The organism is Corynebacterium sp. HMSC069E04 (assembly GCF_001813175.1).
Taxonomy (GTDB): domain Bacteria; phylum Actinomycetota; class Actinomycetes; order Mycobacteriales; family Mycobacteriaceae; genus Corynebacterium; species Corynebacterium aurimucosum.
The window spans coordinates 15148-27354 of record NZ_KV811626.1 but is presented as its reverse complement, the minus strand read 5'-3'; the positions used below and the strand labels follow the sequence as shown (position 1 = coordinate 27354).

Annotated in this window: 9 protein-coding genes; 3 read left to right on the top strand and 6 right to left on the bottom strand. The window is 62.4% G+C overall.

Annotated elements, in window-relative coordinates; all coding sequences use genetic code 11:
- Window positions 1-297: 297 nt before the first annotated feature.
- Window positions 298-1209, top strand: coding sequence for a DUF559 domain-containing protein (locus HMPREF2896_RS12265; RefSeq protein WP_083276458.1), 912 nt, complete (start codon window positions 298-300; stop codon window positions 1207-1209).
- A 311-nt stretch (window positions 1210-1520) separates the two neighbouring features.
- Here HMPREF2896_RS12265 and HMPREF2896_RS00965 read toward each other — a convergent pair whose 3' ends face one another.
- Window positions 1521-3749: a 3-hydroxyacyl-CoA dehydrogenase/enoyl-CoA hydratase family protein gene (locus HMPREF2896_RS00965; RefSeq protein WP_070716991.1), complete on the bottom strand. Its 2229-nt coding sequence runs from the start codon at window positions 3747-3749 to the stop codon at window positions 1521-1523.
- A complete protein-coding gene (locus HMPREF2896_RS00960) occupies window positions 3750-4910 on the bottom strand; it encodes an acetyl-CoA C-acyltransferase (protein ID WP_070717006.1) in 1161 nt (386 codons plus the stop codon).
- 308 nt (window positions 4911-5218) lie between these two features.
- Between HMPREF2896_RS00960 and HMPREF2896_RS00955 the strand changes: the two genes are divergently transcribed.
- Both HMPREF2896_RS00955 and HMPREF2896_RS00950 read left to right on the top strand, forming a co-directional pair.
- On the top strand, window positions 5219-6382 hold the full coding sequence (locus HMPREF2896_RS00955; protein ID WP_210388728.1) for an NRAMP family divalent metal transporter: 1164 nt from the start codon (window positions 5219-5221) through the stop codon (window positions 6380-6382).
- Complete coding sequence (locus HMPREF2896_RS00950) at window positions 6373-7152, top strand: putative hydro-lyase (protein ID WP_371325880.1); 780 nt, start codon at window positions 6373-6375, stop codon at window positions 7150-7152. The genes HMPREF2896_RS00955 and HMPREF2896_RS00950 overlap by 10 nt, the downstream gene beginning before the upstream one ends.
- Window positions 7153-7394: 242 nt before the next feature.
- Here HMPREF2896_RS00950 and HMPREF2896_RS00945 read toward each other — a convergent pair whose 3' ends face one another.
- Genes HMPREF2896_RS00945 through HMPREF2896_RS00930 form a run of 4 tightly spaced genes read right to left on the bottom strand, consistent with a single transcriptional unit; the run spans window position 7395 to window position 12143 of the window.
- The gene (locus tag HMPREF2896_RS00945; RefSeq protein WP_070716985.1) at window positions 7395-7994 is read right to left on the bottom strand and encodes a GntR family transcriptional regulator; all 600 of its coding nucleotides are present in this window, start codon (window positions 7992-7994) and stop codon (window positions 7395-7397) included.
- A 22-nt stretch (window positions 7995-8016) separates the two neighbouring features.
- Window positions 8017-9810: an acetyl/propionyl/methylcrotonyl-CoA carboxylase subunit alpha gene (locus HMPREF2896_RS00940; protein WP_070716982.1), complete on the bottom strand. Its 1794-nt coding sequence runs from the start codon at window positions 9808-9810 to the stop codon at window positions 8017-8019.
- A gap of 24 nt (window positions 9811-9834) precedes the next feature.
- Window positions 9835-11382, bottom strand: a complete 1548-nt coding sequence (locus HMPREF2896_RS00935) for a 5-oxoprolinase subunit B/C family protein (protein ID WP_070716980.1) — start codon at window positions 11380-11382, stop codon at window positions 9835-9837.
- Complete coding sequence (locus tag HMPREF2896_RS00930) at window positions 11382-12143, bottom strand: 5-oxoprolinase subunit PxpA (protein WP_070716977.1); 762 nt, start codon at window positions 12141-12143, stop codon at window positions 11382-11384. The genes HMPREF2896_RS00935 and HMPREF2896_RS00930 overlap by 1 nt, the downstream gene beginning before the upstream one ends.
- Window positions 12144-12207: the final 64 nt, after the last annotated feature.

The following is a 12207-nucleotide window of genomic DNA, read 5'->3' as shown; positions in this document are numbered from 1 at the left end:
AAACGGAACAAAACCTGGGACACTTCAAACCGTCGTGAGCGGTCGAAGATGGTTCTGCTCAGAAGGCATTAGTGAGAAGGTTTGTTTGGGGGCAAACGAACCTTCTTTGTGCTGTTAGAAGGTTTACTTGGGTGCAAACGGGCCTTTTGACTAGAGACTTCTGAGTGAAGCCTTGTGAGTGGAACCTTGTGGATTACTTTGTTGAAGGATCAGCCAATTCGATGGATGAGTTGTAGTTATCCACAGACGGGGAATCGACCGTAGCTTTTGAGGGCTGGAAGCCATGATGATGGAAGCATGATTGACGATTCACACCTCATTTACCTACGACCCCTTTCGAACAACCACCCTGTGTGGAAACAACTTGCTTCAGGTGAACTTATTCGCCTCACCTCGCGTTACGCGATAAACAGCGAGTACTATTCAGCTCTTCCTTACTACCAACGCCATCTCTTTGACATCGTTGCCTTCGGGCGTAGCGCTCATCGGTCAGTTCTCGTGGAAAGATCTGCGGCCAAACTGTTGGGCTTGTGGACGCTGTCGTCTCGGGACGCACAGGTTGTTCTAGCACGGCAATCCAAAACAGTCCCGCCGCGACGGCAATGGGATAGCAAGGTGATGTACCGAAAAATGTGGCTGCCAACCTCAGACATTATGGAGCGCTTCGGGCTTCGGTGCACGTCGGTTGCGCGCACCTGCATCGACGTCGCACGGCTTGCGACGTTTGAGGAAGGGCTGATGGCTGTCGACTCCGCTTTGCGCAAACGACTCGTTAGCATTGACGATTTACGGTCAATGATCACGGCAATGGGCCGTGTAAAAGGTGCTGCTCAGGCTAGGAAAGTGGTTATGCACGCTACCGCCCTCGCCGAATCTCCCTATGAGTCCTATGCGCGCGGCATGTTAATTGTGGAAGGTCTGGGAAAGAAACTCGTGGTTCAGCCAGAGCTTCAGGGTGGGTATCGGCCGGACTTGCTTCTCAACGGCAAAGTCATCATGGAAATAGACGGCGCTGTGAAGTACGACGGAGCGACCTACGGAAAATCTACCGAAGCGGTGATACGGGCTGAGCGGCAAAGAGAGAAATACCTTCAGAATCTTGGATACATCGTGCTGCGCTATTCACCACGGGATCTTCTCCAGAACCGAGAACAGGTTCTTAACGAGGTGCGCGGTGCGTTAAACACCGTGCAACCTCGTTCAGCCTAGCGAGCCTCCTTGTCAGCACGAGGGCGCTGCCAGATGGTTTCATTCAGAAGGCATTAGTGAAAAGGTTTGTTTGGGGGCAAACGAACCGTTTGTAAACGCCTAGATGGTTTACTTGGGGGCAAGTAAACCATGTGACTAATGCCTTTTAAGTGGAACCATGTGCAAGTTTGAGCTGTACACAGAATGACCAGCTCAAACTTGCAAGTGACCAGCTTAAACCTGCCTGTCAATTGCCGGTCCAGGTCGCAACGAACAAGGAGAAACCCCACTCCGAAAAAGGGAGCGGGGTTGGGAAATAGAAGCGGCCGGGGCTAGTTGTTGAGGGGCTTGCGGGTTGCGGCCATGTGTTTGGCGCGCTCCACGTTGGCTGGGAGGAGGACCAGCGGTACGTCGAATTCCACTTCGCGCTCACAGAACTCGGTGAAGCTCAGCGAAGCCGAGGCGGAGTTGGAGGAAGTAGGGGCGGAGTTGGAGGAAGTAGGGGCGGTATACATCTCGGCGAGCTTGGCCACGATAACGTGGTCGTTCTCGGTGGTGCCCTCGATGGGCCAGTCATGGTCCAAGGCGGGGGAGCCGGAGTACATCTCGATAGAAGCGTCTGCAGGCGGGGTGTAGGAGGCAGCCAGGTCCGCGGCCTCGAGCAAAGCGTGAGCGAGGACGTGGTCGAAGGACATGAGCACGACGTCATCCGAAGCCAAGAAACCAGCCTTCTGTGCCTCGAAAGCAGAAGAGAAGTTGCGCGCCGAGGCGATGAAGTCGAAGGCCTTCTGGTGATAGTCTTCGACACCGGCCGCCTTGAGCCGCTCCAGCGAAGAGATCGTGCCCGTCCAGCCTGGGTAGAGACCCACCGTGCGCTCCGGGAAACCGAGGCGCGTATCAGCATGAGCAACAATGCGGTCGCAGGCCAGTGCAGTTTCAAAGCCACCGCCCAAGGCAACACCCCGCACAGCCGCCACCACGGGAACCGGGGCGAACTTGAGCGCACGCAGGGTCTTGGAGCCATCCGCGATCAAAGATTCGACGCGCGACGCGGAACCCGATTCACCCGCAGCCGCAATGGACGCGAGGTCCGCCCCCGCGCAGAAGACCGGCTTGTCGTTAGCAATGACCAGAGCGACAAGGTTGGAAGAGGGCACAGCGTCGAGGGCGGCGCAGATAACTTCAAGGGCAGGGGCAGGCAAGGAATTCATCGGCGTGTGCAGGTCGATGATGCCGATGCGCCCAGCTGAGGTAGATACCGCGTGGACTGCGCCCGCCTCCAGAGAAACGATGGTCTCAGTATCAAGAGAAGACAGCGTTACGACGCCCTCGCGCGGCGCGAGCTCCTGACGAGAACCCGTCGAGGACAGCACTGAGCCCTCGCCATAAAAGCCACCCGCCTGAGCAGCAGCGGAGACCAATTCAGGAACGTCTGCACCATAAGCGGAGGCGACGTGGTCGATACCGATGGCGTCGGCAAGCGCGAAGATGCCCTTCTTCCAGCCGAAGCCTAAGGTCAGTCCCTCGTCGATGAGGCCCACGTGGTCCGCGATGGAGGGAGCTACCTCGCAGCAGTAGGCCAGCGTGTCGAGGAAGACCGCGCGGGCAAAACGGCCGCCGGGGGAGTCAGTGTCCATGACCTCGCGCGGATCCTTGAGGCCCACGACAGGATCGGAGGGTTGAGTACGGGGCACGTACTCGTAAGAGGAGTTGATGACCTCGTCACGGCCGCGATAGAAGCCACCCTCACCAGTGCGGCCGGTCAGCCCCCGAGAAACGAGACCTTCGATGAAGGAGTCATTACCAAGGGGGACGTCAAGCAGCGGATCACCTGCCGGCAAGGCCGTCTCCAACGACGTCCAAATGGGCTTGACCAGCTGGAGACCGATGTAGTCGAGCAGCCCGAAAATACCGGTGCGGGGGATGCCGAAGGCGCGGCCGAAGGCAGCGTCCGCAAGCTCGTAGCTCACGTCGAACTCGCGGGCGCGGGCGACGCCGGCGGCCATCCAGTAGCAGCCCACACGGTTGGCAATGAAGCCCGGCGTATCGCGGCACTCAAGCGCAATCTTGCCCAGCGTCTGCTCAATGGTCGTTCGCAGAGCAGCCTCCGTGGAGCCGGAAGCGATGAGCTCTACCAGGCGCATGACCTTCGGCGGGTTGAAGAAGTGCGTGATGGCGAACTTATCGCGGCGGGTCTCCGGCACGCCCTCCAGGAGCGAAGCCAGTGGCAGGGTAGAGGTATTCGAGCTCAACAGAGCATCCGCAGACAAATGAGGCTCAATGGCCTGATAGAGCGAATGCTTGGCGCCGAGGTCTTCGAAGATGGCCTCGATGATCCACTCGCGGTCCTCCAGCAGGGCGTAGTCATCGCTGGCGCGCACGCGCTCGGCAAACTCCGGCAGGTGGAAACCCTTGCGCTTGAGCTGGATCTCGACGCCCCTCTGGGCGCCCTCCGCGTCCTGGTCCAGCAGCACGACGTCCATGCCTGCCGACGCACACAGTGCCGCAATGCCAGAACCCATGGAACCTGCGCCGATGACGGCTACCTTGGTGATGCTCATTTACTTCGCTCCATTCTCAATAATCATGGCGATTCCCTGACCGCCGCCGATGCACATGGTGACCAGGCCATAGCGCTTGCCCTGGTGGCGCAGCGCATAAGCCAGCTTGGTTAGCAGGATGATGCCCGTCGCGCCAACCGGGTGACCGTGCGCGACGGCACCGCCATAGATATTCGTCTTGGCCGGGTCGAAGCCCAGCTGGTCCTGCACGGCGATGGCTTGGGCGGCGAAGGCCTCGTTTGATTCGATGAGGTCAATATCCTGCAACTCCAGGCCGGCCTTCTCAAGCGCCTTCGGCACGGCGGCGATGGGGCCAATGCCCATGCGCGTCGGGTCCACGCCCGCGATGGACCAGGACACAATCTTCGCCAGCGGGTCTAGGCCACGCTTGGTCACCTCCTCTGCGGTGGCCAGCACGGCGGCCGCAGCGCCATCGTTGATGCCGGAGGCGTTGCCGGCGGTGACGGTTCCATCTTTAACGAAGACCGGCTTGAGCTCTGCCAGCTTCTCGACGCTCGTCTCCCGCACGCTCTCATCAAAGTCCAGCTCGCCGACGCGGACGATTTCCTCGGCATGCACACCCTCCGCGCGGGCCTTCGCGGCGCGCTCTTGGGATTCGGCGGCGAATTCGTCCTGGCGTTCGCGGGAGATGTTGTTATCCGCAGCGACGTTTTCTGCGGTCACGCCCATGTGCCCGGTGCCGAAGGGGCAGGAGAGTGCGCCGGTGAGCCAGTCGTAGAGTTTGCCATCCCCCATGCGCTTGCCAAAGCGCGCTCCTTCGACGGAGTAGGGCGCGTTACTCATGGATTCTGCGCCGACGGCTAACGCTAGAGAGCCGTCGCCAGACTGCAGGAGTTGGGCTGCACTGATGACTGCTTGGACACCGGAGCCGCAGAGGCGGTTAACGCCCATGGCAGTGGAGGAGTCTGGCAACCCTACGTTCCGGGCAATCGCGCGGGAGAGATAGAGGTCCTTCGGCACAACGGGCATGACGTTGGAGGCCACGGCGGTGTCGAGGTCTTCTCCTGAAAGCCCCGAACGCTCAATAGCCGTTTCGGCCGCAAGGGAGCCAAGTTCGGTCAGGGAAAGCCGCGCGAGGCTGCCGCCGAATTTGCCGATAGGCAGGCGTGCAGCCCCGGCGATGTAAATGTCCTGGGGCATGAATTCCTCCATAGATTTATGCGAATGGCCATTAGTTAACTTGTATCCTAGGTCACTTTCTATTGCCGTGCAATGAAATCTGGCGAGGGGTGTGGGGGTGGCTGCACTTTTGCCGTGGGTGTAACGTGCGCCACCCCCGCGCTGTTTACAGATTGTTCAACAACCCTTATGCTTTCACCAACGTTTAATGCGACCTTCGTCACGAAAGGTGCCCAACAATGAGTTCGGACCCCACCAAATCCTCCGCTTCCCAGGAAGCCGCCCAGAACGCGCCGCAAGAAGCGCAGGCCCCCAAGGGCATCGGCGCCATGGCCGGCGCCATGTTCCTCATGGCCACCTCCGCCATCGGCCCGGGCTTTTTGACCCAAACCTCCGTCTTTACCGTGCAGATGGGCGCCGCCTTTGCCTTCGCCATTGCGCTGTCGATCATCGTCGACATCGCCATTCAGCTGAACGTGTGGCGCGTGCTTGCCATCTCCGGCATGCGTGCCAACGAGCTGGGTAATACTGTTCTGCCCGGGCTGGGATGGTTCCTCGCCATTCTCGTCTTCATCGGCGGCATGGTCTTTAATATCGGCAACATCGCCGGCTCGGGCCTCGGCCTTAACGCCCTGCTGGGCATCGATGCTCGTATCGGCGGCCTTATCGCCTCCGCTATCGCCATCTTCATCTTCTTGTCCAAGCGGGCGGGCGTCGCGCTCGACCGCATCGTCGCCGCGCTGGGCGCCATCATGATTCTGCTCATGCTTTACGTGGCGATTGTTTCCCAGCCGCCGGTGGGCGAGGCGCTGAAGAACACCGTCATGCCGGAGAGCGTCGATTTCTTCGTCATCACCACCCTCATCGGCGGCACGGTGGGCGGCTACATCACCTTCGCCGGTGCACACCGCCTCATCGACTCCGGCCTGTCCGGCCCGGAAAACGTCAACGCGATTACCAAGACCTCCGTGCTCGGCATCATCGTCACCGGCATTATGCGCGTGCTACTCTTCCTCGCGGTCCTCGGCGTCGTGTCGACCGGCGTTGCGCTCTCTGAAGACAACACGGCTGCCGATGCCTTCCGTCACGCAGCCGGCGAATTTGGTCTCCGTGCCTTCGGCGTCGTCCTCTTCGCTGCCGGCCTATCCTCGGTCATCGGTGCTTCCTATACCTCGATTACCTTCGTGACCACCCAGAAGATCAACCCGCGTACTCGCAATTTCCTGACCGTAGGCTTCATCGTGGTCTGCGCCATCCTCTTCGGCATTCTCAACTCTGCACCGCAGAAGCTCCTCATCTTCGCTGGCGCCTTCAATGGCATCATCCTGCCCATCGCTTTCGCCATGGTCATGTGGGTGGCGTTCAAGCGCCAGGACCTTACCCACGGTGTTAAGCAGCCGATGTGGCTGCTTATCGCCGGTGTGCTGGCGCTCGCGCTGGAAATCTTCATTGGCATTAAATCCATCTCGGGAATCGTTAACCTATGGGCATGATGCAGACTCCCGCAGAAGTGCGCGCCTTTGCCCGCGCACACGACATGACCACCACTGCCGGCCACGCCCGCGGCTTTATGCAAGCCAACCTCATTGCCCTGCCGCGCGAGTACGCCTTCGACTTCCTTCTTTTCGCGCAGCGCAATCCCAAGCCGTGCCCCATCGTCGGCGTGCTGGAGGCCGGGCAGTTCACCTCTGACCTCATCCCGGGCGGGGACATCCGCACCGACATCCCGGCCTACAACCTCTACGAGGACGGCCAGCTCACGCAGACGCTTGGCGACGCTTCCCCTTTCTACTCCGAAGACATCGTCTCCTTCCTCATCGGTTGTTCCTTTACTTTTGAGAATGCACTTGTGGAAGATGGTATTTCCATCGCTCATATCGAGCAGGGCCGCAACGTACCGATGTATCGCACGTCCATCGCCACCACCCCAGCCGGGGTCTTCTCCGGGCCGATGGTCGTATCGATGCGCCCGATCCCCGCGAACCAGGTGTCCGATGCCGTCCGCATCACCTCCCGCTATCCAGGCGTCCACGGCGCCCCGGTTCACGTGGGCGACCCGGCCGCCATCGGCATCGAAGACCTATCGCAGCCCGATTTCGGCGAAGCCGTCGACATTCCTGAGGGCACAATCCCGGTCTTCTGGGCGTGCGGCGTGACTCCGCAGGCCATCGTGATGAACTCGCGTCCCAGCCTGGCCATCACGCACGCCCCAGGCAAGATGCTCGTCACCGACATCCCGGACCGCAACTTCCTCATCCCCTAAGCCCCCAGTTCGGTGGCGTTTCCTCTAGCTCTCATGACGCTGATACATGGTTCTACTCAGATGGTTCTGGTCAGAAGGTTTGTTTGGGGGCAAACAAACCTTCTGTGAATGCGTACATGGTTCACTTGGGGGTAAACGAACCTTTTGACCCGAACCATCTCACTAGAACCATGTGGGCCGAGCAGTTTCGCGCGGGTGGAACCGGCTAACAGGAGCGCAGGCGCAGCTAGAGGACTCGGAGACTAAAGGACCCGAAGAATCGATTCCATCGCGCGCATCAAGTCCGCGCGGCAGGCATCGGCGGCGGCCTCACGTTCGCCTTGCGCGATGAGGTGGGCTAAGTCGATGTTGGCCTGCACGTGGTTATCGTGAATCTGCGGGTAGCGCTCCAATGTCAGCAAGAAGGTGAGTCGCATGCGCGCTAGGAGATGAGACATGGAGCGGTCCAGCGTCGGTGAGCCCAGACCAGCGACCAACCTCTTGTGGAAGCGCTGGTTGATGAGGGGGCGGGGAGCGCCGTCTTGCACGGCGGATTCGGTCAGCCGCACCAACTCGCCTGGGTCCTCAAAGGCGGCGTAGCGCGCAGCAGCCGGCTCGATGGCGGCGCGCGCTAAATATAGATCGCGCACGAAATCGGCATCCGGGGTGGCAATGAAGACACCCCTGTGCGGGATGCGCTCCACGATGCGCTCGGAAGCGAGCATGGCGAAGGACTCCCGCAGGGTGTTGCGGGAGCATTCGAAGCGCTCGGCCGCGCGGACCTCGCTGAGCTGTTGCCCAGGCATGTACTCGCCTTCGGAGATGGCGGCGCGGAGCGCGGAGGCGACGGAATCTGCAAGCATGCGACTTACAGTAGCCCGCCGCTTAAGAAATCGTGGCGATTACCGCGCCCGGTTCCAGCCTCGAGCCTTCCGTTGCCACCCGGCTTAGCTTGCCCGCAGACGGAGCCTTGACCGCAGATTCCATCTTCATTGCCTCGATCGTGGCGATGGCCTGGCCTTCTTCGACGGTCTCGCCGTCTTCTACGTTCCATGCCACGAGGTTGGCCTCGTAGGGGCAGGTCACCTCGTTGCCGCTGCCGCTGGCTCCAGACGCCGCGCTTGCCGACGCCCCCTTCACCGGCCCCTGCGACAACATCTCCGTGGGGAAGCCCACGCTGACCAGCTTGCCGTCGATTTCCAGCGCCACGCGGGTGCGCTGCGCGTAGATGGCCTCCACCGGAACGGTGGCGCTCGTGGCCTCCGCTGACGGGCGGTAATTGTGGTCGAGCCAGTCGGTGTAGATGCCGGCCGCGGCATCGGCGTCGCCATGGTCCACGAGGACCTGGGAGGAGACCATATCGCGGTGGAAGGGCAGCACGGTGCGAACACCTTCGATATCGAATTCCTGAAGGGCCTGCTGCGCGCGTTTCAGCGCGATCTCGCGGGTTGGGCCCCAGACCAGGAGCTTGGCCACGAGCGAGTCATAGTAGGGAGGCACGATGGATCCGGTGCGCACGCCGGAATCGACGCGGATGCCAGGGCCGGTCGGCGGCTCGAAGCGCACGATGGTGCCGGGGCACGGCGCGAAGCCGTTGAGGATGTCCTCGGCGTTAATGCGGAACTCGAAGGCGTGGCCGTCCATTTCAGGGTCTGAAGCATGAGCTTCAGACGCATGCGCTTCAGACGCATCGGACGAAGATGAGGACACGAAGGAAAGGGGTTCGCCGGAGGCGATGCGGAATTGCTCGGCGATGATGTCCACGCCCGTGACCATCTCGGTCACTGGGTGCTCCACCTGCACGCGGGTATTGACCTCGAGGAAGGAGATCGTGCCATCCTCGGAGACGATGTACTCCACCGTGCCGGCACCGGTGTAGCCCACCTTTGCGCAGATAGCGCGGGCACCCTCGTGGATGCCGGTGCGCTGTTCGTCGGAAAGCGCGGGCGCCGGGGCTTCCTCGATGAGTTTTTGGAAGCGGCGCTGCGTGGAGCAATCGCGGGTGCCCAGCACGGCGACGTTGCCGTGCGTATCGGCCAGAATCTGCGCCTCCACGTGGCGCGGGTGCGTCAGGAATTTCTCCACGTAGCACTCCGCGCGGCCGAAGGCCTCCTTGGCCTCGCGGCCGGCGGAGTTGAAGGCCGCCTCGATGTCCTCGAGGTTTTCCACCACCTTCAGGCCGCGTCCGCCGCCGCCGTATGCAGCCTTGATGGCGATGGGCAGGCCGTGCTCCTCAGCGAAGGCGCGGGCCTCCTGCCAGTCATCGATGGGATCAGAAGTACCCGGTGCCAGTGGGGCGCCGACCTCCTCGGCCACGCGGCGCGCGGCAATCTTGTCGCCGAGCAGCTCGATGGACTCAGGCGACGGGCCAATCCACGTCAGGCCGGCCTCGGCCACGGTGCGGGCAAAGTCGGCGTTCTCCGAGAGGAAGCCGTAACCGGGGTGGATGGCGTCAGCGCCGGCGCGCACGGCGATATCGAGGAGAGCCGGGATGTTCATGTAGGTATCCGCCGCAGAGTTGCCGGGAAGCGCATAGGCTTCGTCGGCCACCTGAGTGTGCAGGGCGCCGGCATCGGCTTCGGAGTAAATGGCGATGGAGCGGATGCCCAGGTCACGCGCGGTGCGGGCGATACGGACGGCGATCTCGCCGCGGTTAGCAATAAGGACTGCAGAGATCATGGGTGGGTGTTCCTTTACTAGTATTTAAGCGAGTTCAAAGCGGACCGTCGCCCCCGGCGGGAGCTGCGCGGCGATATCAATATCTTCTTCGAGGACTGTGGCGATGACCGGGTAGCCACCGGTCACGGCGTGATCGCGGAGGAAAATCACGGGCTCGCCACTCGGCGGTACCTGGACGGAGCCAGCGACCATGCCCTCCGAGGGCAGCTCGCCCTCCCGGGCGCGGCTCAACGCCACGGAGCCCTCCGGGCCGACCAGGCGCACGCCCACGCGGTTGGACTGTGCAGTAACGGTCCACTCGGTGGCCAGGAACGCCTCCAGACTTTCGGGCGTAAACCAGTCATCGCGCGGGCCGAGCACGCAGCGCAGCACACCCTCGGTCTGGCCGTGCGCGCCTTCGCGCACGCGCATCGGGTTGCTCAGCTGCGCATCCGTCATTGCGGTGGAGCGGGGGAGGACACCGATGACATCGCCCAGCCGTACCGGTGTAGGCCCCAGCCCGGAGAGCACGTCGGTGGAGGCTGAGCCCAGCTCCGCATCCGCCACGATGCCGCCGCGGATGGCGATGTAGCTGCGCAGGCCCACCGTTGCGGGATCCACCGTCACCGTCGAACCTGCGGTGACGAGCACCGGGCGCGCGAGGTGCACCGGCATATCGTCGAGAAGCACGCGGGATTGGGCGCCGGTGACGCACACGACGGCGTCGGTCAGCGCGCGCAGGCGAATGCCGCCGATATTCTCTAGTACGGTGGCGCCGCGCGGGTTGCCCACCGCGACGTTAGCTGTGGCTGCAGCGGCCAAGTCCGCAGCACCCGAGGGCGTGACGCCCAGGTTGCCGCGGCCGGGGCGGCCCTGATCCTGGAAGAGGGTGAGCAGCCCCGCATCGAGGACCTCCAAGCGCGGCAAGCGCGCCGGGGTGCGGCGGCCAAAAGGCGTGGTGGACACCACGTCCGGCAGCGAGCTCACCGCGCGGTAGCGTACGCGGTCACCGGGCTGGACCAGTGCCGGCGGGTGGGCATCAGATTCCCACATCGGAGTCGAAGTAGTGCCCAACAGCTGCCAGCCGCCCGGGGAGACGCGCGGATAGACCGCGGAGAAACCGCCGGCAATACCGACGGCACCCGCCGGCACCGCGGTGCGCGGGGTGGCACGGCGCTCGATGTTGAAATTCTGCGCCGAGTCCGCCGGGGTGCAATAAGTAAAACCGGGCGCGAAGCCGCCAAAAGCGGCGAGCCACTCGGTGGACGTGTGCCAATCAATGAGGCCTTCGCGCGACATGCCCATCAACTCGGCGGCCTCATCGAGGTCCTCGCCGTCATAGAGAACGTCGATCTCCACAAAGCGCGGATCCTCGCCCGCCTGCGCGGTGGGGCGGAAATCCTGCAGCTTCTCAGCGGCTGCGGCGGCGGAGTTCGGCGTGGCAAAGGTCAGCAGCAAGGTGGTGGCGGCGGCAATCGCATCGACTTGGTCCTTGAGTGGATTAGCGTCGAGCGCCGCGTGCCACGCCATGACTTGGGACAAGTCCTCTAGCTCTACGAGCAGCGCGCGCGTTCCTACGGGGTGAATATGCATCAGATGGCGCTCCGAATCTCAATTCCGTGCGCCTGCAGTTCCTTGACCACACCGCGCAGCAGCTGGACCGCGCCGGGCGAATCACCGTGCGTGCACACCGACTGGGCATCCACGTTGAGTACGGAGCCGTCGATGGCGGTAATAGAGCCGGTTTCGGCGACCTCGAGCACGCGCTTGACGACGTCCCCCTCATCACCCATTACCGCATTCGCCTCGCGTCGTGAGACGAGCGTGCCATCGGGGTTGTAGTTGCGGTCGGCGAAGGCCTCGCGGATGACGGTGAGGCCCTTCTTCTCGGCGATGTCGACGGCGATGCCGCCGGGCAGCAGCATGACGGGCAGGTCGCCGAAGGCCTTGATGCCGTCGATAACCGCGTGGGCCTGGGCCTCGTGGTGGACGATGGTGTTGTACATTGCGCCGTGCGGCTTCACGTAGGCCACCTGTGTCCCGTTGGCCTGGGCCAGGGCCTGGAGGGCACCGATTTGGTAGGTGATTTCGGCGGCAAGCTCGGCAGGTGCGTAATCGATGAAGCGGCGGCCGAATGCTGCTGGGTCGTTATAGCCAACGTGCGCGCCGACGGTAACTCCTGCCTCTGCGGCCGCCTTGAGCGTTTCCGCGATGGAGTGCGGGTCACCGGCGTGGAAGCCGGTGGCGACGTTGGCGGAGGAGACAAGCTGGAGCATCGCGGCGTCATCGGCCACGGGGTTGCCGGCGGTGGTTTCGCCGAGGTCAGCGTTGAGGTCTATGTGCAGCGCGCTCATTACAGGAGGACACCTCTTCTATAGTTCCCGAATTGTTGAACAATCTATGGGTGCCTAGTGTAGC

Coding starts and splice junctions, on each gene's coding strand:
- HMPREF2896_RS00935 (WP_070716980.1), bottom strand. CDS start 11,382: ATGCATATTCACCCCGTAGGAACGCGCGCGCTGCTCGTAGAGCTAGAG.
- HMPREF2896_RS12265 (WP_083276458.1), top strand. CDS start 298: ATGATTGACGATTCACACCTCATTTACCTACGACCCCTTTCGAACAAC.
- HMPREF2896_RS00945 (WP_070716985.1), bottom strand. CDS start 7,994: ATGCTTGCAGATTCCGTCGCCTCCGCGCTCCGCGCCGCCATCTCCGAA.
- HMPREF2896_RS00955 (WP_210388728.1), top strand. CDS start 5,219: ATGGCCGGCGCCATGTTCCTCATGGCCACCTCCGCCATCGGCCCGGGC.
- HMPREF2896_RS00940 (WP_070716982.1), bottom strand. CDS start 9,810: ATGATCTCTGCAGTCCTTATTGCTAACCGCGGCGAGATCGCCGTCCGT.
- HMPREF2896_RS00960 (WP_070717006.1), bottom strand. CDS start 4,910: ATGCCCCAGGACATTTACATCGCCGGGGCTGCACGCCTGCCTATCGGC.
- HMPREF2896_RS00950 (WP_371325880.1), top strand. CDS start 6,373: ATGGGCATGATGCAGACTCCCGCAGAAGTGCGCGCCTTTGCCCGCGCA.
- HMPREF2896_RS00930 (WP_070716977.1), bottom strand. CDS start 12,143: ATGAGCGCGCTGCACATAGACCTCAACGCTGACCTCGGCGAAACCACC.
- HMPREF2896_RS00965 (WP_070716991.1), bottom strand. CDS start 3,749: ATGAGCATCACCAAGGTAGCCGTCATCGGCGCAGGTTCCATGGGTTCT.